The organism is Actinacidiphila yeochonensis CN732, assembly GCF_000745345.1.
GTDB classification, from domain to species: Bacteria; Actinomycetota; Actinomycetes; order Streptomycetales; family Streptomycetaceae; genus Actinacidiphila; species Actinacidiphila yeochonensis.
The window spans coordinates 2,589,573-2,609,563 of record NZ_JQNR01000005.1 but is presented as its reverse complement, the minus strand read 5'-3'; the positions used below and the strand labels follow the sequence as shown (position 1 = coordinate 2,609,563).

The following is a 19,991-nucleotide window of genomic DNA, read 5'->3' as shown; positions in this document are numbered from 1 at the left end:
ATGCTCAAGGCGCACGACGACAACGCGCTGGGCTGGCTCCTCGACGAGCACCTCGGCTCGTGCCCCGGGGTGCGGTTCGCGGTGCACATGACCTCCGACGGGCTGCTCAGCTCGTACACCAAGACGATCGACAAGGACACCGGCGACAAGCTGGCCGCGGTCACCGCGGCGCTGCGCGCGGCCGGGCTGGCCTGGGCGGACGTCACCGGCGACCGGGCGGCGCCGAACGCGGTGCGCCAGCACCTGATCGAGACCGACCAGTGGATCGGGCTGACCTCGGCGGCGGCGCAGAACTCGCTGCTGGCGGTCTGCGCCGACCTGGACAGCGACATCGGCCTGATCAGCGAGCGGATGAACGCGCTGTCCCAGCGGGTCGGCCACGAACTGGTCAGCCCGGAACGGCGATCCGTAGAGGGCGGTCAGTTCAGGTGAGCGGGCCGCGGCGTGACCCGGACATGGTCAGGCCCTACGTCCGTACCGGCGGCCGCAGCCGCCCCTCCCGCGACGTCCGCCTCGAAACGCTGGTGATCGCCGCGCACGATCCGCTGCTCCAGGGCGTGTCCCCGGACGCGCGGCGGGTGCTCGACGTGTGCAAGGGCGGGGTGCTGGCGGTGGCGGAGATCGCCGCCGGCCTCGACCTGCCGCCGTCGGTGGTCCGGATCGTCGTCTCCGGGCTGATCGACAGCGGACACCTGACCGCCCCCCAGCGCCGTTCCCGTGCCGACGCCCCGTCTTCCGACCTGTTGAAGGAAGTGCTGCATGGCCTCCGCTCCATCGCGTGAGATCGCCTACCACCCGCCGACGGTCACGCGTTCGGCGAAGCTGCTGATCACCGGTCCCTTCGGGGTCGGCAAGACCACGCTGGTGGGCAGCGTCGCGCCGCTGCTGCTGCGGATGGACGAGTCGATCACCGAGGCCAGCGTCGGCGTGGACGACCTGCGCGGTACGCCGGACAAGACCACCACCACCGTGGCGATGGACTTCGGCCGGCTCCACCTCAACGAGAGCCTGGTGCTGTACCTGTTCGGAACGCCCGGACAGGTGCGGTTCCGGCCGCTGTGGGAGGGGCTGGCGGACGGCGCGCTCGGCGCGCTGGTGCTGGTGGACACCCGCGACCTGGACCGCTGCCACGACGTGCTGGACCTGCTGGAGGAGCAGAGCCTGCCGTACGCGATCGCGGTCAACCGGTTCGACGGTGCCCGCGACTACCCGGTGGAGGAGATCCGGCAGGCTCTGGACCTGACCGAGGGCACGCCGCTGACCACCTGCGACGCGCGGGACCGCGGTTCGTGCCTGCAGGCGCTGATCACCCTCGTCGAGTACCTGACGACCAGGGTGCCCGCCGACGGCTGACGCCGGCTGACGGCGGCTGCTCAGGGCCGCGGATCACGCCGCCCCGCGGCCCGGCGTGATCCGCCCCCGGCTGTCCCCGGCCCGTCCCGCGCCCCTGCCCGGGGCGGGGCGGGGCCGTCCGGGGTCGGGGTCGGGGCCGGCCGGAGCGACTGGAGTGGCCGAAGTACGGCCCCGCCGGTCGCGACCGGCCTCCCCCGGGACCAGACGGCACCGCCCGGCACCGATCAGCACCCCCCGGCACCGACCCGCACGCGCACCCGCGCCACGCGCCGGCGCACCCGTGACCTCACGCACGCCCCTTCCGCGTGCCCCGTTGCCCACACCGGCCGCCCCGCCCACCACCCCGCCCCCGTATCCGGAGCCCCGCAGTGACGCCCCAGCCTTCCGCGCCCGCGCTCGATCCGACCGCGCCCGAACGGCGCTACCCGCTCTACAGCCAGGAGTACGCCGCCGCCCCGCACGCGGCGTACGAGAAGATGCGCGCCGAGTACGGCCCGCTGGTCCCGGTGGAGCTTTCCCCCGGTGTCCCGGCGACGCTGGTGATCGGCTACCCGCAGGCGCTGCGCATCCTCAACGACCCGGTGCGCTTCCCCGCCGACCCGCGCCAGTGGCAGCGCACGGTGCCGGACGACTGCCCGGTGAAGCCGATGATGGAGTGGCGGCCCAACGCGCTGCGCTCCTCCGGCGACGAGCACGCCCGCTACCGGGCCGCCAACACCTTCAGCCTGGACCGGCTCAACCAGCACCGGCTGCGTGCCACCGTGCAGCGGGTCGCGTCCGAGACCATCGCCTCGTTCAGCCCGCGCGGCACTGCCGACCTGCTGACGGAGTACGCCTGGCCGATCGTCTTCCGGGTGCTCAACGAGATGCTGGGCTGTCCCGCGGACATCGGCCAGCGGGTCGCCGACGGCATGGCCGCGATCTTCGAGGGCGTGGACGCCGCCGCCGGCAACGCGATGCTCGGGCAGGCCGTCTACGACCTGACCCTGCTGAAGCGGGAGAACCCCGCCGAGGACGTGGTCAGTTGGCTGATCGCCCACGGCTCCGACCTCAACGACGAGGAGATGGGCCACCAGATCGTCACCCTCTTCGGGGCCGGCATCGAGCCGACCACGAACCTGATCACCAACACCCTGCTCCTGCTGCTCACCGACGACCGGTTCTCCGGCAACCTGCACGCCGGCAGCCTGTCGGTGCGGGACGCGCTGGACGAACTCCTCTTCGCCGACCCGCCGATGGCCTCGTACTGCGTCAGCTACCCGCCGCAGCCCGTGGACGTCGACGGGTTCGTGCTGCCGCCCCACCAGCCGGTGGTGATCTGCATGTCGGCGGCCAACAACGACCCGACGATCGGCGCCTCGCCGGGCGTGCGGGCCGGCAACCGCGCCCACCTGGCGTGGAGCAACGGGCCGCATCAGTGCCCGGCGAAGTCGCACGCGTACCTCATCGCGGAGACCGCGATGGTCCACCTCCTCGACGCCCTGCCGGAGATGGACCTCGCCGTCCCCGAGGAAGACCTGACCTGGCGGCCCGGACCGTGGCACCGCGCCCTGGCCTCACTGCCGGTGGTGTTCCCGCCCGTCACGCCCGTGTCCGAGAGCTGACCTTCGAGACCGAACGGAGCCCCGCTGTGACCTCCACCTCCTTCGAACCGATAGTCCTGGACCCCACAGGGTCCGACCCCGACGGCGAGCACGCCCGCCTGCGCGGGCAGGGCCCGGCGGCCCGCGTCGACCTGCTCGGCGTGCAGGCGTGGTCGGTGACCGACCCGACGCTGCTCAAGCAGCTGCTGACCGGCCCGGACGTCTCCAAGGACGCCCGGCAGCACTGGCCGGAGTACGAGCACGCCGTGGCGACGTGGCCGCTGGCGCTGTGGGTGTCGGTGCACAACATGTTCACCGCGTACGGGGGCGACCACCGCAGGCTGCGCCGCATGGTGGCGCCCGCGTTCAGCGCCCGCCGGGTGGCGGCGCTGGGCGAGCGGGTCGAGCAGATCGTGGCCGGCCTGCTGGACGAGCTCGACCTGACCCCGGCCGGGGAGGCCGCGAACCTCCGTGAGGCGTTCGCCTACCCGATCCCGATCCAGGTCATCTGCCACCTGATGGGCGTGCCGGAGGGGCAGCGGGCCGAGTTCCGCTCGGTGGTCGACGGCGTCTTCTCCACCACCCTCACCCCGGACGAGGCGATGGCCAACACCATCCGCCTGTACGGGATGCTGGACGCGCTGATCGCCACCCGGCGGGACGAGCCCGGCGACGACATGACCTCGCTGCTGATAGCGGCCCGCGACACCGAGGGCGACGGCGACGGGATGACCGAGGCGGAGCTGCGCGACACGCTGCTGCTGATGATCAGCGCCGGCTACGAGACCACCGTCAACCTCATCGACCAGGCCGTCACGGCGCTGCTCAGCCACCCCGAGCAGCTGGAGCTGGTGCGCTCCGGGCAGGCGGACTGGGGCAGCGTCATCGAGGAGACCCTGCGCTTCCAACCGGCCGTCAAGCACCTGCCACTGCGCTACGCCGTCCGCGACATCGAGCTGCCCGACGGGCAGTTGATCGTCAAGGGCGAGCCGATCCTGGCCTCGTACGCGGCGGCCAACCGGCACCCGGACTGGCACGGCGAGACCGCCGACACGTTCGACGTCTCCCGCACCACCCCCGGCCCGGAGCACCTGGCCTTCGGCCACGGCGTCCACTTCTGCCTGGGCGCCCCGCTGGCCCGGCTGGAGGGCACGATCGCACTGCGGGCGTTCTTCGACCGCTTCCCGGACGCGGCCCTCGCCGAGCCGGCCGAGGCGCTCCCCCGCGTACCGTCGCTGATCTCCAACGGCCACCAGCGCCTGCCGGTGATCCTCAAGCCCGCCGGCTGATCCCCCGAACCGGGCCCGGCCGCCACGTCGGCCGGGCCCGGGCCCGTCGGCTCAGCGCTGTCCGACCGCGACGAGGTCGGCGGGGTCGGGCAGCAGTGCGGTGAGCCGCTCCCACAGCGTGGCGGCCCGCGCGGGTACGAGACGCAGCACCGACGCGGCGCCGACCTCCCCGGGCAGCACGGGCTCCGCCGGGAGGTCCCCGCTGCGATGATCGCTCCGAACCCGGTGACCTTCGGCCTAGCCATCGCCTCCGGCAGCGTGTACGCGGGAGCGGAGGTCGTGGAGCACTGGGGTGACATCAAGACGGGCACGGCCAAGGCGACGAAGTGGGTCGACCACACCGCCGGCACCGTCGGCCACGACATCGCCCACGGCGCCAAGAGCGCGGCCAGCAAGCTCAATCCGACCCACTGGCACTTCTAGGGGAACGCCGCATGCCCGACTTCACCTTCGAACTCGAACCCTTCGACAACCAGGCACACCACGGATACCGAGGCGTGGCCGGGCCCTACGGCGAGGCAATGGTCTTCTACGTCAAGCCGCTCGGGCCCGTGCGGCCCAACCAGATGATGCGGGTCGAACTGGTCGGAGAGCACCTGCCCGAGACGAGGATCGAGGGCATCGGCGCGCGCGGCCAGCCCTCCACGCACAAGGCGAGGATCGAAATCGCCGGGACACCAGGCACCTTGTCGTACAACTCGCTCGGTATGACCCGCGCGGCCCGCGCCCTCACCATCGGCTACGCGGGGCGGCAGTACGCCTTCACGTATCTCAAGCGCCTCGCTGGCGACAAGGAGCTCACCCGCCCGGGAGTCCGGATCGTCACCAAGGAGGGCGGGCTCCTCGAAGGGGTGGGCTCCGGGCGCCACTTCACCGTTCACGGGGATGCCGACGAAACCGACCTCGCCATCGCCATCGCCCTGCAGAGCGTGGACACCACCCCTCTCATGCCGGGTGTGGCGGTCGTCTCCGCCTTCTTGCGTTCCTCGGCGAACAGCGCCGGGGGCTGACCGGCGCCGCCCGCACTCTCGCATCGGGTATCGGGACCGCGCTTACACGTACGGGTACGCGAAGGGTGTGTCGGAGAGGCTGCGGTTGGAACGTCCCGGTTCACGCGTCGCGATCGACGACGGGCGGTTCGTCCCAGGCGCCGGCCGTTGCCGCAGATTCGGTGTGACCGGCGGCGCCGACGAGACCGACCTGGCCATCGCCATCGCCCTCCAGGAGGTGGACACCTCGTCGCTCGCACCCTTCCAGGCGGCTCGCGACTTCGTCCTCCGCGGGAGCGGGTCCGAGTAGCGGCTGCCGCGGGACGTGATGAGCGCCCCCGGGCGGGGCGCCTGGCACCTCGGGTCGCGGGTCAGCCGAGGACGGCGTGGCCCAGGATGAGTTCGCGGTGCGAGTCCTGCATCTCCGCCGGAAGCTCATCGGGTGAGCACCAGCGGGCCTCCAGGATCTCGAACGGGTCGAGCTTCAGCTCCCCGCCGACCAGCACCGCCTCGTACGCCAGCTCGATCCGCAGCCGGTAGCCGCTCTTGAGGCGGACGAGGCGGCCGGGGGCGACCTCCAGCCCGGTCTCCTCGCGGACCTCGCGCACGACGGTCTCGCTGAACTCCTCGCCCCTGGCGGCGAATCCGCTCGGCAGGCCCCACTGGCGCCCCTGCGCCCACATGCGATGGCGCAGCAGCAGAACGCGTCCGGCGTCGTCCCGGACGACCCCGGTCACCCCGACCACGAACTTCGCGTGCGCGACCCACAGCACCCGCCACTGCAACGGGCCGCGGATGGCCCGCCACACGCGGGCGATCAGCCGGTTCATCTCGTGCCTTCTCCCCGGGGTGTCCGACGGCGCCCCTGCCGGGCGCCACTCTCGCTGCTGACCAGGGGAGTTGTCCAATGCCACCGTCCCGACCGGCCGTCCCGCGCCTACCCGGACGGGGCGAGAGCAAGCCGGGGCAAGCAGGGACAGAGCCACGGGCAGGGCCAGGGGCAGAGGCAAGGGCAGGGGCAGGCGCGGCAAGGGAGCGGCGGCGCCCGGAGGCCCGGCCCCTGTGACGGAACGGGCGGCCTCCGGGCCCCTCGAACGGGCAGGTGTCAGGGCTGGATGTTCTCCAGGTCCTCCAGGAGGCTGAGGTGCGTCGGCTGCCAGCCGAGGGCTTCGCGGGTGTGGGCGCTGGACGCGGGCTGGTCCATGGCGAAGATCGGGCCGAACGGGCCGAAGTGCTCCTCCGAGACGGACTCGACCGGCAGGTTCAGCCGTCGGCCGATGACCTCGGCGATGTCCCGCACCGCGTCGCCCTCCTCGGCCACGGCGTGCCAGGCCGTCCCGGCGGGCGCCGCTTCGAGGGCCAGGCGGAACAGGACCGCCGCGTCGAGGGCGTGCACGGCCGGCCAGAGCTGGGTGCCGTCACCCGGGTAGCCGGCCACTCCGGTGCGGCGCGCCGCGTCGGTCATCAGGCCGGCGAATCCGCCCTGGCCCTCGTTGTGGACGGTACGGGGCATGCGGACGGCCGTGGCGCGCACACCGCGCGAGGCCAGCTCCAGCAGCGCGTTGACGGAACGGCCCCGACCGCCCACCGGTCCGTCGGTCGGCAGCGGATCGGCCTCGGTGGAGGCGCGTCCCGGAACCCAGGGCGTACCCGAGACGGTGACGATCGGCCGGTCGCTGCCGATGAGCTCCTGGCCCAGCGCGGCGACCGCGGCGCTCTCCTCGGCGACGGCACGCGCGAGCGCGTCCGGACTGGTGTAGTCGCGGCCGAACGCCAGGCTGATCACGCCGTCGGACTGCGCGGCGCCGGCGCGCAGGACGTCGAGGTCCGCGATCTCTCCGCGCAGCACCTTGGCGCCGGCGCCCTCCAGGGTCTCGGCGGAGCCGTCCGAGCGGGCCAGTGCGAGAACGGTGTGGCCGGCGTCGATCAGTTCGGCGACGACGGCGGAACCGATGGTGCCGGTGCCGCCGGTGACGAAGACGTGCATGAGTTCTCCTGTCAGTGACGGGACACATGTCCCATCACTGACCATACACGAGTGACGGGACAGGTGTCCCATCGCTATCCTGGCGTCATGGCCAGATGGGAACCAGGAGCACCGCAGCGACTCGTCGTCGCAGCCGTCGACCTCTTCACCGAGCAGGGGTACGACGCCACCACGGTGGCGCAGATCGCCGAGCGCGCCGGCGTCACCCGGAGCACCTTCTTCCGGCACTTCTCCGACAAGCGCGAGGTGCTGGTCGCCGGCCAGGAGACGCTCAGCAGGCTGCTCGCCGACGGCATCACCGAGGCACCTGACGGAGCCGGCCCCCTCCAGGCGGTCGCGGCCGGGCTGGAGCGCGCGTCGAGCGCCATGGGCCCGGCGAACCGCGAGATCGGCCCCCGCCTCAAGGCGGCCGTCGCGGCCAGCGCCGAGCTTCGGGAGCGCGACCTGCTCAAGAACGTCGGCCTCGCGGCCGCCATGACCGCCGCGCTCGTCGACCGAGGCGTCCCCGAGTCGACCGCGCACCTCGCGGGCGAGATAGGCGTCCTCGCCTTCAAACTGGGCTACGCCCGGTGGTCGGAAAGCGACCGCGACGACACCGAAGGGCTCGCGCCACACGCGCTGGCGGCGCTGGAAGAGCTGCGCGCGGCAGCGGCGTCGCTGGGCTGATCGTCGGCCGCCCGTCCGTCATCGTCCGAGCCGCGGAGACCCAGCTCGACCCGGACCGTCTTGCCCGGGCAGCGGTCCAGCACCGCCCACCGGTCGGCGACCGCCTCCACCAGCAGCATCCCCCGACCCGACTCGGCGTCCAGGTCCGGCTCCGGCACGCTCCCCGGCTCCGGCGGGCGCGCCTCGCCCATCGTGTCCGCCACCTCGATCACCAGCATCGAGGCCGAGAGGGTCAGCCGCACCTCGAAGTGGCGCCCGGCCACCCGCCCGTGGGTCGCGGCGTTCGCGGCCAGCTCGGCGACGACGATTCCGGCCGCCTCCGACAGGTTCGTACCGCCGGGGAAACCCCACTCGGCCAGCTGCTTCAGCACGACCCCGCGCGCACTGCGGGCGCCGAGCCGGGTCGACGGGAACCACCGCATAAACGCACGTACGGTGAACGGGAGTTGGGGCTTGATAAGGGGTGCCATGCGACCAATGTGAGGCCCCCGCAAGCCCTCCCACCAGGCACGCCGTTTGTACGCCCAGTCAGCGTACAAACACAAAACGTAGACAGTACAGGTGACTCGGTGTGAGCATGTTGCGATCAACGGTGATCGCAGGGGCGGACAGGTCCCGGACGGAGGTGGCCGATATGGCCGACAGGTCGGCGTCGGGGGGCAACAGTGAGCCCGAGTCCTCGGACAGCTTGAAGACTTTCGGCTCGGTTGTCCAGACCCTCCGGGAGGAGGCCGGCTACACCCGGGCGGAGTTCGGCGAACTCGTCCGGTACTCCGAGCACATGATCGTCTCCATCGAACGGGGCCGCCGCATGGCCGACCCCGTCTTCGTCGAACGCGCGACCGCCGCACTCGGCGGCACCCGCGCCCTCGTCAACGCGTACACGCACGTCACCCGCCAGCCGGGGCTGGCGAAGTGGTTCCGCCGATGGGCAGCCATGGAGGAATCGGCCATCAACCTGTACACGTACGAGTGCCGAATGATCCCGGGGCTGCTCCAGACCGAAGCTCACGCCCGCGCTCTGTTCGAGAGCAGCATCCCTCCCTTGAGCGACGAGGAGATCGCCTTGAAGTTGGCGGCTCGGCTCGAACGGCACCAACTGCTCTCAGAGCGACCGAACACCGAGTTCAGCTTCATCTTCGACGAACACCTGCTCCTGCGCGGCACCGGAGGGCCCGATGTCAACAGCGAGCAGATTGAGGCGCTTATCGCCATCAGCCATCAGCGCAATGTCAGCGTGCAGATCGTCCCACTCTCTCGCGGAGTGCACGCAGGACTCGACGGCCCGGTGCAGCTCCTGGAGACACCTGACAACATCTGGTACGCCTACTGCGAGGGCCAGGAGAGCGGACAGTTCATCACCGACCCCAAGATCGTCAGCGTGCTCCAGCAGCGGTATGCGAAACTACGCTCGCAGGCCCTCACCCCCGAGGACACCCGGGACCTGCTGGAGCGAATGCGAGGAGCGCAATGAGCACATCCGACCTGGCCTGGTTCAAGAGCAGCTACAGCAGCGGCACCCAGGGCGACTGCGTCGAGGTCGCCACCGAGCCCGGCGCCGTCCTCGTGCGGGACTCGAAGGACAAGCAAGGCCCGCACCTGACGTTCTCCACCGAAGCCTGGTCCCGCTTCGTGGCGTTCGCCCGCGAGAGCTGAACCACCGCATCCTGCACCCCGCCCCGGCCGACCGACCCGGGCGCGGGGCTCAGTCATGCCCAACCGCCCCCGAACCACAGCTCGTCCAAATCCGCCGTACCCCAACCACCCCTCGCCGCACGACGATGGACCCACGGAACCCGTCGTGCACCAAGGCGAGGAGGCCCCATGTCCACCCCCGACCTGACCTGGTTCAAGAGCAGCCACAGCGGCTCCCAGGGTGACAGCTGCGTTGAAGTCGCCTGGTTCAAGAGCAGCTACAGCAGCGGCAGCTCGGGCGACTGCGTCGAAGTGGCCTGGACCAAGAGCACCTACAGCGGCAGCTCCGGTGACGACTGCATCGAGATCGCAGCTGAGCCCGACGCCGTCCTCGTCCGGGACTCGAAGGACAAGGCCGGCCCCCACCTCACCTTCACCCCCGAAGCCTGGGCCGCCTTCACCGAGTTCACCCGCGAGAGCTGAACCACCGCATCCTGCACCCCGCCCCGGCCGGCTGACCCGGGCGCGGGCATCGAGCCGCCCGCGAGGGCTGGTGGGGCACCGGGACGGCCTGCGCCTGGAGGTCTCCATGCTGGCCCTGCGTCTGCTCCAGGCCGCCTTGGTCCACGTCAACACCCCGCTGATGCAGCAGGTCCTGGCCGATCCGAAGTGGGCGGACACGCTCACTGACGCCGACCGCCGGGGCCTGTCGCCGCTGTTCTGGACCCACGTGAACCCGTACGGCTGGTTCGAGCTCGACATGAACTCCCGCCTTGACCTGGGGCCTGCGGCGGCGGTGCCCAGGCAGCGGACCCAGCAACCGCAGGCGAGTGCCGCAGTGCGACGGCCCGGCCCCGGCCGTCCGTGATGCGGTGGCCGGGGCCGGCAGTTCGGGACTTCGTCCCTGTTTGGGCACAGTGACGTGATTCATCCTCATGCGGCGCCGGGTCGCTCTAGGCTCCGTGGGTATGACTGCTGTTGCGAACGACTCCGGCGCGCTGGCCCAGCTGTCGGAGTACGACCGGGCCTTGCCGCGCAAGCGGTTGGCCGCCGGGGTGCTGTTCTTCGACGCCGGGGGCCGGGTGCTGCTGGTCGATCCGGTCTACAAGGAGCCTTGGGAGATCCCCGGGGGCGGGGTGGAGTGGGACGAGTCCCCGAAGGCCGGCGCCACCCGGGAGGTCAAGGAAGAGCTCGGGCTGTCGCTGACGCTGGGGCGGCTGCTGGGGATGGACTGGGTCGGCCCGCGTCCGGGCCGCAGCGAGGGCATCAACGCCGTCTTCGACGGCGGGGCCCTGTCCGCCGAGCAGGTGGCCGGCATCCGGCTGCAGGCCGAGGAACTGCGCGGCCTGGAGTTCGTACCGGTCGAGCGGGTCCGCGAGCGGCTGATCCCGCTGCTGGCCCGCCGGGTGGAGGCGTGCGCCCGGGCCCGGGAGGAGGGGACCACGGTCTACCTGGAGAACGGCGTGCCCGCGCTGGACTGACCCCCCGTGCACAACGCCGGTGGGTCGGGCCTCCGTTGTGGAGGTCCGGCCCACCGGCGTTCGGCCCAGGCGTCAGGCGACGTGCACCCGCTCCCCTGCCACCGGGTCGGAGCGCTGGGCGGGGATACTGGCGGCGGTGGTGAGGGTGCGGCCCACCGAGCGCAGCAGCGAGTCGTGGATGCCGTCGGCGTAGAGCAGACCGCCGAGGTCGGCGCGGGCCTTGGCCAGGGCCGAGGTGGTCTGGAACCCGGACGCTCCGACGAGCAGGGACAGCTCGCCCACGGCCTTGTTGGCGGCATCGACCGCCGTGGCCTTGACCGAGCGGGACCAGGTGTCGGCCTGCGGGTGGCCGGCTGCGGTCAGGCGGGCGCTGGCGGTGGCCGCGAGCAGGGCCGCGTTCAGTTCGGCGTGGGTGCGGCCGAGGGTGACCAGGGCGGTGTCGCGCAGGCGGGGCAGGATGCCGGAGGTCACGCGAGCGGTGAGGGTGGCGGTCACCTGGGCGTGGATGCCCGCGGCGGTGCCCAGCGCGGTTGCGGCGGCCAGGGGGCGGAAGGCGGCGAAGTGCTCGCGGAAGACGGCCAGGCCGTCGCCGAGGGCGCCGAGCAGGTCGGCCTCGCCGATCCGAACCCCGGTCAGCGACAGGCTGCCCCACGCCCACCCGGCGAGTCCCGCCGGGAGCGCGGGGCGTCGCTGGATGCCTGGGGCGTCAGCGTCGATGACAGCGGCGCTCATCCGGTCGGCGGGGTCCTTGAAGAACACGACGAACGCCGAAGCCTCCCGCAGGCGGGAGACCCAGCACTTCTCACCGTCGAGCGCCCAGCCTCCGCCGGGCATGGGGGTGGCGCGGGTGGTTATCCCCTGCAAACGGCTGCCGCCGTGGCGCTCGGTGGCGGCGATGCCCACCAGGTCCCCGGCGCCCAGGCGCGAGGCCCAGCGGCGACGGACCAGGTCGGTGCCGTGGCGCAGGATCATCCGGCCGTGGCCGGCGCCGACCGCGTCGCGCAGGTCCAGGTCGTGGAAGCCGCAGACGAACCCGGCCAGCACCTCGGCGACGGCCGTCGCGGGGGTGTGCTCGGCGGTGGTGCTGGTGGTGCGGCCTCGCTCGGCCATGCGGCGGCGTACGGCCAGCAGCCGCATCGAGGCGGTGGTGTGGTGGTCGGCTGCGGTCAGGACCTCGGTCAGGTCGTTCTCCAACCGCAGCAGTCGGCCGCTGTGCCGGTCGGTGAGGTCGGGCAGGGCGGTGAGCACGGGGTCGAGCCAGCGAAGCGCGCGCGCTGCGTTGTCGTCCATGGTGTTCTCCCTGTTCAGTTGGTGTCGACGCGGCCGGAGCGGACGCGGGCCGGGCTGCCGTAGGCGGTTGCGCCGGCCGGGATGTCGCGGGTGACCACGGACCCGGCGCCGACCAGGGCGCGCTCGCCGATCACCACGCCGGACAGGACGGTGGAGCCGGAGCCGACCTTGGCGCCGGTCTCAAAGCGGGGCGGGATGAGGTCGGGGTCGCGGTTGGGGTCGCGCCAGATGAGGTGCTTGTCGTTGACGGTGCGGATGCCGGCGCCGAGGAACACGTCGTCGCCCAGCACGGTGGCGCTGGTGATGTGGGACAGCGGCGAGCAGCGCACCCGGTCGCCGAAGGTGCACTCGCGCTCGATCACGAGGAAGTGGCCGAGCACGGTGTCGGTACCGAGCCGGGTGAAGGAGCGGACCAGGCTGTGGTGGCCGAGGGCGGTGCGCGCGCCGATGACCACCCCGGCGTAGACGGTGGCGCCGGCCCGCACGGTGACGCCCTCGCCCAGGCGGGTGGGCGCTCCGGCCCCGGGGTAGGTGCGGCCGACCGCGTAGCCGAGCTCGGGCTTGCCGAGGACGGTGTGCTCCTCGATGCGGGAGCCTTCGCCGATCTCGACGCCGCCGCAGATGACCGCGCCGGAGCCGATCACCACGTGGTCGCCGATGCGGATGGTCCGGATCGTGCCCTGCTCGTCCTGGGGCTCGAAGACGGCAGTGGGGCTGATACGGCAGCCCTGGCCGATCTCCAGCAGCCCGACCGAGACGAGCTCGCTCATCCCGGTTTCGGTCATCCTCGCCTTGCTGTGACGTTCCATCAGTGTCTCCGTCCAATGGGCCGGTACTTCGGTTCGGCACTCCTCCCGCCGGGGGTGTGCGCGGGCAGCGCGGAGAGGCCGGACACGCCGGCTGGGAAAACAAGGAAGGGGTGCGCCTGCCGCACGAACACGGTAGGACTAGGACTAATGCTCAACCCCACCTGACTTGCCGTCAATAGTCCTAGTCCTAGTTCTATATGGTTCTGCTGTGACATCTGCGAGTGGAGGAGGACCTATGAACACCCCTGCCTACCGGCAGGTCGCCGCGGAACTGCGCGAAGCCATCGAAAGCGGGGAGTACTCGGAGGGCGCGGTGCTTCCGAAGCTGGAAGAACTCGCCCAGCGGTACGGAATCGCCAAGCAGACCGCCCGCGAGGCCGTCGCCGAGCTGGAGAGCGAAGGCTTGGTGGAAGCGGTCCGCCGGCGCGGGACCCTCGTGCGGCCCGTGCCCGCCCGCCATCGCCTGACCCGCGCCCGCCAGGTCTTCCGCGACGAGCGCGGCTACTACTTCGACCCCACCGCCCAGCCCTGGGTGGCGCTGGAGCAGCCGACCGTCGGCTGGGGCCCGGCACCGCGCGACGTCGCCCCGCTCCTCGGGGTCCGGCCCGGCGAGGAGGTCCTGATCCGCGACCGCGTCATGGGCGACCCCGACACCCGCGAGCCCAAGCAGCTGGCCACCAGCTACCTACCCGCCCCGCTCTCACGCGGCACCCGCCTCGCGGAGCGCGACACCGGCCCCGGCGGCATCTACGACCTGCTGGAGGCCATGGGCCACGGCCCCCTCCAGTGGCAGGAAGGCTACAGCGCGCGGATGCCGTCCCCCCGGGAGGCCGAGCGCCTGGGACTGGCGAAGGGCGTGCCGCTGCTGCGGATCGTACGCCCCACCACCAGCCCGGCCGGCGCGGTGCTGGAGATCAACGACACCCGCATGTCCGCCGAAGCCTTCGAGATCGGCAGCAGCATCACCCGGCACCCCTCTGCCCAGGGGGACCACTGACCGGGGGACCACCGCCCGGCTGCCCCCTTCGCCGCTGGCCAGGACCGGCTCTGGGGAACCGCAGCGAGGGCGGCCTGGAACTCCTGGGTGGTGAGCGCGCCCGACCCGGGCACGGCACGCCGGACGCTGTCGGCCCGATTGCGGGCCACGGTCTCGACAGCCGCCCGCATCCGGGCCATCTTGTGCCGGTCCACCGCTTCGGCGAACTCCTCGGAGACCTCGCGACGGTCCACGACGCCCGCGACCGCGCCCATTATCGTGGTGACGCCGTAGGCCTCTGTCTTCGACCAGCCCAGCGAGCGGGCCGCCGTACGCAGGGCCGAACACAACAGATCCAGGCCGCCCAGGTCATCGACCTCGGCGTCGGTCACCCGCAGCTCGTAGGCGCCGCCGTACCCTCCGCCGCCCGCGAGACCAGGGGTGGCTCTGCCGGCGCTGCGGGCACCGTGCCCGATCGGTCGGGGTGGGCTGCCCCAAGGCCCCTGGCGGTAGAGGGCGTTCGCCTGCTATCAGGGGTGAGGCGACTTTTCCGCGCGAGAGGGAGACATGCACGCCCACGAGAACGCAAGGTCCGACGAGGCAGTGAGCGGGCGTGCGCCGGCCGGGAGGCCCCCGGTGCGGGTCGCGCCGCCTCTCTCCGACCTCCAGCGCAGCGCCGGAAACGCGGCCGTCCTCCAGATGCTCCGCCAGTCCGGACACCCGGGGGCCCAGGAGCAGCACCAGCACGACGCCGGCTGCGGCCACCAGGACCAGCAGGCTGAGCAGCCCGGGCCCGCCGTGCAGCGCTCCACCGTCCACGACGTCCTGCGGTCCCCCGGGCAGCCGCTGGACCTCGGCACGCGCACCGAGATGGAGGGCCGGCTCGGCGCGGACTTCTCCGACGTCCGCGTCCACACGGACGCGGCAGCGCGGGCCTCGGCGGCGGAAGTGGGCGCTCGGGCCTACACGTCGGGCAGCCACGTGGTCGTCGGCGAGGGCGGCGGCGACAAGCACACCCTCGCGCACGAGTTGACCCACGTCATCCAGCAGCGGCAGGGACCGGTCGCCGGCACGGACAACGGCTCGGGGCTGCGGGTCAGCGACCCCTCGGACCGCTTCGAGCAGGACGCCGAGGCCAACGCGCGCCGGGTGATGTCGGGCGCGTTCGTCCAGCGGGCACTCGGAGCGGACGAATCCGACCTCCGTACCGAGTCGTCCGTCGCGGCGCGGTCCGTCCAGCGGGCCCCGGACACGGCCGCCGCTCCGGACACGGCCGCCGCTCCGGTCGCGGAGACCGCCTCGATCGCGGAGGGCGAGGTCGGCGAGGTCGGCCCGAACGGGACGATCACCTACCCGTCGGTGACCAGTTGCCTGGTCATCACCGTGCAGCTGCGCGACGGCGGCAAGGTCGGCGGCCACGCCAGCCTGTTCCAGGTGCCGGGGAAGCTCGCCTCGGACCAGGTCCTGCCGGCCATCAAGGCGGCCGTCGGCAAACGGCGGGTGGCGGCCATCGACGTCAGCGGAGCCGTCGGGGCGTGGCACCCCTCGTACTTCAGGAAGGCCGTCGAGCAGTACACCGACGGCTCGGCACCCCAGCCGACGGGCAGCAAGGAGGGCCTCGGCGAGGCCGTGGCCCAGCTGCTGGGCCGGCAGGCCGGCAAGGTCACCGTCCGGGACGTCCCGGACGGTACCGTCACCCGGTGAGGCCGCCCTGGGGAGGGGACGGAGGCCGAGGCGGGTGCGCGAGGTCCGCGGGCGTCACCACGCGCTGACGCCCATGCCTCCGCTGACGACGAGGTTGTCCCCGGTGATGTAGCGGGCTGCGTCCGAGGCCAGGAAGGCCACGGCCTCGGCGATCTCGGCGGGCAGCCCCACCCGGCCGAGGGGGATCGCGGCGCTCCAGGACTCCAGGGTCTCCCGGGAGATGCCCCTGCGACTGTAGGCCGGGGTGTCGATCACGCCGGGGCTGACGGCGTTGACGCGGATGCGGCGCGGCGCCAACTCCTTGGCCGCCGCCCGCATCAGCGGCAGCAGCGCCCCCTTGACCGCCAGCATGGCGGGGGCCGGGACGTCGACGCCGGCGCCGACCGTGAAGATGACGGACGCACCGTCGTTGAGCAGGGGAAGGGCCTTCTGGAGCGTGAAGAAGCCGCCCTTGACGTTGGTGTCGAAGAGCGCGTCGAAGTCGGCCTCGTCCGTGGCCGCCAGCGGCTTCACCTGCGACATCCCGGCGTTGAGGAAGAGCATGTCCAGCGTGCCGAACCGCTCCCGGGCCTCGTCCATGGCGTGGTCGATGTCGGCCAGGGAGCGGGAGTCGGCCCGCACGACGGTGATCTCCGCCGGAAGGGTCTTCCTCGCCTGGTCGACGCCGGCAAGCCCGGTGACCATCACCCGGTGGCCGCGTTCGTGGAGCAGTTCGGCGGTCGCCCTGCCGATTCCGCTGGTTCCGCCGGTGATCAGGGCCGTGGGTCGGGACATGTCGTTCTCCTTGCCTGCTCGCACGGCTCGGGCGCGGGGCGGGACCGGGCGCAGCGGGACGTGACGGGGCGCGTGTGGCGGGGCGGGACGGGCGTGCGGCGCCGCGCTCGCGGCCCGGCGCGCCGGACGGCGAGCCGTGGGTCTCCGGAACGGGGACCTTGTGGGCCCACGCTAGGAAGCCGCGGCGGACCGCGTCCAAGGCCCATACCGCAAGAGGACATACGACCTGGGCATATCCGCAGGTCATAGCCGGTCTCCGGCGGGGGTCGCGGGGTGCGCGGATAGACTGCGCGGGTGCCAGACACGGTTCCGCCGGCAGACCTCGACCTTCGGCTGCTGCGCTACTTCGTCGCCCTCGCCGAGCACGGGACCTTCGCCGCCGCCGCCGAGGCCCTCCACCTCACGCAGCCCACCCTCAGCCGGCAGATCCGCCGTCTCGAACAGCAGCTCGGGGCCCGGCTGCTGGACCGCTCCCCGAACGGCAGCCGGCTCACCACGGCCGGCGAGGCCCTGCTGCCCGGCGCCAGGACGCTGCTCTGCGTGGCCGCCAGCACCGCCGCCCTCACCCGGGCCGCCGCCGAGCCCGCCCGGGTCACCGTCGGCTACACCACGAACATCGTCGTCACGCCCGCCGTGCGCGAGCTGCGCCGCCGGCATCCCGACGCCGAGGTGGACACCGCGCACCTGCCGTGGAGGGAGGTGCGCCCCGCGCTGCTGGACCGCCGCGTGGACGCCGTGGTCACCCGGCTCCCGCTGCGGGCCGAGAAGCTGCGGGTGACCGTCCTGTACGACGAGCCGCGCGTGCTGCTGCTCCCCGTCGACCACCGCCTCGCGGGCAGGGAGTCCGTCGTGCTGGCGGACTTCGCCGACGAGCCGATGATCCGGGCGAGCGATCCGGACCGGGACGCCTTCTGGCGTGTCGACCCCCGCCCCGACGGCAGCCGCGCCCCCGACGGCCCGCTCGTCGAGGACCTGGAGGACAAGCTCGAACTGATCGCCTCCGGCAGGGCCGTGGCCGTCGTGCCGGCCCCGGGCGGCCTGACCCGCCCGTACCTCACCAGCGTCCCGGTGCGCGACATCGAGCCCAGCCGCGTCGTACTGGCCGCACGGGCCGACGACCGCAGCCGGCTCGTCACCGCGTTCCGCACCCTCGCGCTGTCCCTGCTGACCGGCCCCGTCCCTGCCGGACCCGCCCAGACCGGACCCGCCCAGGTCAGGCCCGCTCCCAACGGCTCCTGACGCAAGCGTCGTCCCTCCGACGGCCCTCCGACCACCGGCACCCTCGCCGGTGTCCCGCGCGACTACGCGACCCTGACCACGTACTTGCCCCGCACGCCGCCCGCCTCCAGCGCCCGGTGCGCCGCCGCTGTCTCCTCCAGGGGGAAGACCGTGTCCACCGCCGGGCGCAGCCTCCCCTCGACCACATGGCCGGCGAGGTCGTCCAGGTGCCGCTGTACGGGGTTGCCGCTGAAGAAGCGCACCCTGCCGCGCCCGTGGAGCAGACCGGCCGCGAGGTAGCCGAGCGACACGGCGGGGTGTTCCGGGTCGAGGGCGATGGTGACCATCCGCCCGCCGGGGTTGAGCAGGCGCCGGAAGGCCGGCAGGCCGGTCCCCACGGTGTCCATGACCACGTCGAAGCGGCCCAGGTCCGCCGGCCGGACGCTCCGGTGGTCGACGGCCCGGTGCGCGCCGAGTCCGCGGACGAAGTCGAGGTTGGCCGCGCGGGCGAGGGCCGTGACCTCGGCGCCGAACGCCCGCCCGAGCTGGACGGCGGCGTTGCCGACGCCGCCCGCCGCGCCCCGCACGAGGAGCCGTTCGCCGGGGCGCAGCCCGGTGCTGTCCCGCAGCGCGGTGACGGCCGTGGTGGCCACCGGCAGCGCGGCGGCTTCCACCAGGTCCAGTCCGTCGGGGACCCGGCCGACCCGCTCGGCCGGCACGGCCACGTACTCGGCGGCGCTGCCGAACCCGGAGGTGCGGCCCAGGACCCCCCATACGCGGTCGCCGACCGCGAGCCGTGCCGCTCCGGCACCCAGGGCGGCCACCTCGCCGGTGAAGTCCAAGCCGACGCGCTGGGGGAACCTCCGACCGGTGAGGAGGCGGAGACGGCCGGACCGGGCCGCCAGTTCGGCGCCGTTGACGCTGAACGCGCGCACCTTCACCAGGACCTCGCCGGAGGCCGGCTCAGGGCGTGGCACCCGGCCCACGGAGAGCACGTCGGGGCCGCCGTAGCGGTCGTAGAGCACTGCCTTCATCATGCGGTCGTCCATCGTTCCGCCTTTGCCGCCGGGGACCTTCGGGGCCTACGGGGATCTGACGCCGACCGTAAGCTTCTGGGCGGACGTGACCGTCCGCCTGGACCGGAAGCGAGAGACACTGATGACGGAACCCTCTCGGATCAAGGCCCAGGGCGGGGTTCGGGCGGACGCCCGGCGCAACCGGGAGCGCGTCCTCGTCGTGGCCCGCGCGGTCTTCGCCGAGCGCGGGATCGACGCCCCGATGGCGACCGTGGCCCGCCGGGCGGGGGTCGGCGTGGCCACCCTCTACCGGCACTTCCCGACCCGGGAGGCCCTGGTGCGGGGCGCGTTCGCGCAGCAGATGGAGGCCTGCGCGCGGGCGCTCACCGAGGCTCTGGCCTCCCCGGACCCGTGGCAGGGCTTCCAGCACCTGGTCGAGACCGTCTGCGCGCTCCAACGGGAGGAACGGGGCTTCCTGGCGGCGTTCGTGGCGGCCTTCCCGGAGAGCGCGTCGGAACACGCGCGGTCCCGGTGGCAGGCCGAGCGGGACCTCATGACCCTGGTAGGGAGGGCTCAGGCGGCGGGCGCGCTGCGGGCCGACTTCCACCCTTCCGACCTCGCCGTGGCCCTGTTGGCGCACTGCGGCCTGGTGACCGCCCTCCCGGGTGACGGCGCGGCGTCCCGGCGCCTGATGGCCTACCTGCTCCAGTCGTTCCGTGCCGACACGGCCAACCAGCCGCTGCCTCCGCCGGCGGCGCTGACCCTGCGCGGTCTGCCGATCGCAGCCGACAGCCCCCGGGGGCACCGGTCCTCCAGGGCCTGACCTGGAGCGGTACCGCGTCAGCCCCGGCGGCGGCGCCGGAAGACGGTGGCCGGGCCGCTGCCGATGAAGAGGACGAGGCCCGCGCCGACGAGGCCGAGGGGAAGCCAGCCGGCCTCGCCCACCCGGTCGAAGGAGCCGGTGAGCGCGAGGAGCCCGCCCGCGGCCATGCCCGTACCGGCCGTCACCCGGACCAGCCGGCGAGGCGCGGACGCTTGCAGGTGTGCGCCTGCCAACCGTTCAGCATCCGCACACCCGTCACCGCCAGACCGCTGCCGGCGGCCAGGCCGAACCAGTCCTGCCCCATAATCTCCCCCTCCGCTGGAAGCCTGCGGCGCGCTCTCCGTGCCTCCGCCGGAGCGTCGTGTACGACGCGGCCCCGCGCCGGACGGTTCCGGGGC

At 72.9% G+C, this 19,991-nt stretch carries 27 protein-coding genes and 1 pseudogene; 18 read left to right on the top strand and 10 right to left on the bottom strand.

The window, feature by feature from the left end; all coding sequences use genetic code 11:
- The 5 genes from BS72_RS23060 (at position 1) to BS72_RS23040 (ending at position 4,225) form a co-directional block, all read left to right on the top strand.
- Positions 1–432 (top strand): roadblock/LC7 domain-containing protein, encoded by a 432-nt coding sequence (locus BS72_RS23060; RefSeq protein ID WP_037913193.1) that lies wholly within the window; start codon positions 1–3, stop codon positions 430–432.
- A gap of 23 nt (positions 433–455) precedes the next feature.
- Positions 456–782, top strand: coding sequence for a DUF742 domain-containing protein (locus BS72_RS23055; RefSeq protein ID WP_037917271.1), 327 nt, complete (start codon positions 456–458; stop codon positions 780–782).
- Entirely contained in the window at positions 760–1,353 is a 594-nt protein-coding gene (locus tag BS72_RS23050; protein WP_037913191.1) for a GTP-binding protein, read from the top strand. The genes BS72_RS23055 and BS72_RS23050 overlap by 23 nt, the downstream gene beginning before the upstream one ends.
- Positions 1,354–1,721: 368 nt before the next feature.
- Positions 1,722–2,957: a cytochrome P450 family protein gene (locus BS72_RS23045; RefSeq protein ID WP_037913188.1), complete on the top strand. Its 1,236-nt coding sequence runs from the start codon at positions 1,722–1,724 to the stop codon at positions 2,955–2,957.
- Positions 2,958–2,983: 26 nt separating this feature from the next.
- Positions 2,984–4,225 (top strand): cytochrome P450 family protein, encoded by a 1,242-nt coding sequence (locus BS72_RS23040; RefSeq protein WP_037913186.1) that lies wholly within the window; start codon positions 2,984–2,986, stop codon positions 4,223–4,225.
- 51 nt (positions 4,226–4,276) lie between these two features.
- On the opposite strand, the gene BS72_RS39285 is transcribed toward BS72_RS23040, so the two are convergent.
- Complete coding sequence (locus tag BS72_RS39285; RefSeq protein WP_265736808.1) at positions 4,277–4,405, bottom strand: hypothetical protein; 129 nt, start codon at positions 4,403–4,405, stop codon at positions 4,277–4,279.
- A gap of 27 nt (positions 4,406–4,432) precedes the next feature.
- On the opposite strand from BS72_RS39285, the gene BS72_RS23035 reads away from it, so the two are divergent.
- From BS72_RS23035 to BS72_RS39280, 3 genes are all read left to right on the top strand, one after another.
- Positions 4,433–4,648 (top strand): hypothetical protein, encoded by a 216-nt coding sequence (locus BS72_RS23035; protein WP_037913183.1) that lies wholly within the window; start codon positions 4,433–4,435, stop codon positions 4,646–4,648.
- Between the two features lie 11 nt (positions 4,649–4,659).
- Positions 4,660–5,235, top strand: a complete 576-nt coding sequence (locus tag BS72_RS32660) for a hypothetical protein (RefSeq protein WP_051951507.1) — start codon at positions 4,660–4,662, stop codon at positions 5,233–5,235.
- A gap of 163 nt (positions 5,236–5,398) precedes the next feature.
- Positions 5,399–5,524, top strand: a complete 126-nt coding sequence (locus BS72_RS39280) for a hypothetical protein (protein ID WP_265736807.1) — start codon at positions 5,399–5,401, stop codon at positions 5,522–5,524.
- Between the two features lie 61 nt (positions 5,525–5,585).
- Here the strand turns inward: BS72_RS39280 and BS72_RS23025 are convergent, their stop codons facing one another.
- Together BS72_RS23025 and BS72_RS23020 are read right to left on the bottom strand one after the other, a co-directional pair.
- Complete coding sequence (locus BS72_RS23025) at positions 5,586–6,044, bottom strand: NUDIX domain-containing protein (protein ID WP_037913180.1); 459 nt, start codon at positions 6,042–6,044, stop codon at positions 5,586–5,588.
- 275 nt (positions 6,045–6,319) lie between these two features.
- Positions 6,320–7,201 (bottom strand): SDR family oxidoreductase, encoded by an 882-nt coding sequence (locus tag BS72_RS23020; RefSeq protein ID WP_037913178.1) that lies wholly within the window; start codon positions 7,199–7,201, stop codon positions 6,320–6,322.
- A gap of 87 nt (positions 7,202–7,288) precedes the next feature.
- Between BS72_RS23020 and BS72_RS23015 the strand changes: the two genes are divergently transcribed.
- Entirely contained in the window at positions 7,289–7,867 is a 579-nt protein-coding gene (locus BS72_RS23015; protein WP_037913175.1) for a TetR/AcrR family transcriptional regulator, read from the top strand.
- Here the strand turns inward: BS72_RS23015 and BS72_RS23010 are convergent.
- Positions 7,762–8,289 carry an ATP-binding protein gene (locus BS72_RS23010; protein ID WP_063836126.1) on the bottom strand — a complete coding sequence of 176 codons (528 nt, stop codon included), beginning with the start codon at positions 8,287–8,289 and terminating at the stop codon, positions 7,762–7,764. The genes BS72_RS23015 and BS72_RS23010 overlap by 106 nt on opposite strands.
- Positions 8,290–8,501: 212 nt before the next feature.
- Here BS72_RS23010 and BS72_RS23005 point away from each other — a divergent pair, with 212 nt between their 5' ends.
- The 5 genes from BS72_RS23005 (at position 8,502) to BS72_RS22985 (ending at position 10,983) form a co-directional block, all read left to right on the top strand.
- Positions 8,502–9,341 carry a helix-turn-helix domain-containing protein gene (locus BS72_RS23005; protein ID WP_107498971.1) on the top strand — a complete coding sequence of 280 codons (840 nt, stop codon included), beginning with the start codon at positions 8,502–8,504 and terminating at the stop codon, positions 9,339–9,341.
- The gene (locus BS72_RS23000) at positions 9,338–9,523 is read left to right on the top strand and encodes a DUF397 domain-containing protein (protein ID WP_037913173.1); all 186 of its coding nucleotides are present in this window, start codon (positions 9,338–9,340) and stop codon (positions 9,521–9,523) included. Before BS72_RS23005 ends, BS72_RS23000 begins: the two co-directional genes overlap by 4 nt.
- Before the next feature lie 168 nt (positions 9,524–9,691).
- The gene (locus BS72_RS22995; protein WP_037913171.1) at positions 9,692–9,985 is read left to right on the top strand and encodes a DUF397 domain-containing protein; all 294 of its coding nucleotides are present in this window, start codon (positions 9,692–9,694) and stop codon (positions 9,983–9,985) included.
- A gap of 106 nt (positions 9,986–10,091) precedes the next feature.
- A complete protein-coding gene (locus BS72_RS22990) occupies positions 10,092–10,370 on the top strand; it encodes a Tn3 family transposase (RefSeq protein ID WP_078901884.1) in 279 nt (92 codons plus the stop codon).
- Positions 10,371–10,470: 100 nt separating this feature from the next.
- A complete protein-coding gene (locus BS72_RS22985) occupies positions 10,471–10,983 on the top strand; it encodes an NUDIX domain-containing protein (protein ID WP_051951505.1) in 513 nt (170 codons plus the stop codon).
- 72 nt (positions 10,984–11,055) lie between these two features.
- Here BS72_RS22985 and BS72_RS22980 read toward each other — a convergent pair whose 3' ends face one another.
- Positions 11,056–12,273: an acyl-CoA dehydrogenase family protein gene (locus BS72_RS22980; RefSeq protein WP_051951503.1), complete on the bottom strand. Its 1,218-nt coding sequence runs from the start codon at positions 12,271–12,273 to the stop codon at positions 11,056–11,058.
- Positions 12,274–12,287: 14 nt separating this feature from the next.
- Entirely contained in the window at positions 12,288–13,082 is a 795-nt protein-coding gene (locus BS72_RS39625; RefSeq protein WP_198545937.1) for an N-acetyltransferase, read from the bottom strand.
- A gap of 235 nt (positions 13,083–13,317) precedes the next feature.
- Between BS72_RS39625 and BS72_RS22970 the strand changes: the two genes are divergently transcribed.
- Positions 13,318–14,079: a GntR family transcriptional regulator gene (locus tag BS72_RS22970; RefSeq protein WP_037913169.1), complete on the top strand. Its 762-nt coding sequence runs from the start codon at positions 13,318–13,320 to the stop codon at positions 14,077–14,079.
- Between the two features lie 546 nt (positions 14,080–14,625).
- A pseudogene (locus BS72_RS38620) lies at positions 14,626–15,315 on the top strand (eCIS core domain-containing protein); the annotation flags it as partial.
- A 501-nt stretch (positions 15,316–15,816) separates the two neighbouring features.
- Here the strand turns inward: BS72_RS38620 and BS72_RS22960 are convergent.
- On the bottom strand, positions 15,817–16,536 hold the full coding sequence (locus BS72_RS22960) for an SDR family oxidoreductase (protein ID WP_037913166.1): 720 nt from the start codon (positions 16,534–16,536) through the stop codon (positions 15,817–15,819).
- A 294-nt stretch (positions 16,537–16,830) separates the two neighbouring features.
- Here BS72_RS22960 and BS72_RS22955 point away from each other — a divergent pair, with 294 nt between their 5' ends.
- Complete coding sequence (locus tag BS72_RS22955; RefSeq protein ID WP_037913163.1) at positions 16,831–17,775, top strand: LysR family transcriptional regulator; 945 nt, start codon at positions 16,831–16,833, stop codon at positions 17,773–17,775.
- Between the two features lie 62 nt (positions 17,776–17,837).
- Here the strand turns inward: BS72_RS22955 and BS72_RS22950 are convergent, their stop codons facing one another.
- The gene (locus BS72_RS22950) at positions 17,838–18,803 is read right to left on the bottom strand and encodes an NAD(P)-dependent alcohol dehydrogenase (protein WP_037913160.1); all 966 of its coding nucleotides are present in this window, start codon (positions 18,801–18,803) and stop codon (positions 17,838–17,840) included.
- Between the two features lie 109 nt (positions 18,804–18,912).
- Here BS72_RS22950 and BS72_RS22945 point away from each other — a divergent pair, with 109 nt between their 5' ends.
- Positions 18,913–19,593 (top strand): TetR/AcrR family transcriptional regulator, encoded by a 681-nt coding sequence (locus BS72_RS22945; protein WP_037917254.1) that lies wholly within the window; start codon positions 18,913–18,915, stop codon positions 19,591–19,593.
- 17 nt (positions 19,594–19,610) lie between these two features.
- On the opposite strand, the gene BS72_RS36690 is transcribed toward BS72_RS22945, so the two are convergent.
- Together BS72_RS36690 and BS72_RS39275 are read right to left on the bottom strand one after the other, a co-directional pair.
- On the bottom strand, positions 19,611–19,778 hold the full coding sequence (locus BS72_RS36690; RefSeq protein WP_157856308.1) for a hypothetical protein: 168 nt from the start codon (positions 19,776–19,778) through the stop codon (positions 19,611–19,613).
- The gene (locus tag BS72_RS39275; protein WP_265736806.1) at positions 19,775–19,897 is read right to left on the bottom strand and encodes a hypothetical protein; all 123 of its coding nucleotides are present in this window, start codon (positions 19,895–19,897) and stop codon (positions 19,775–19,777) included. The genes BS72_RS36690 and BS72_RS39275 overlap by 4 nt, the downstream gene beginning before the upstream one ends.
- Positions 19,898–19,991: the final 94 nt, after the last annotated feature.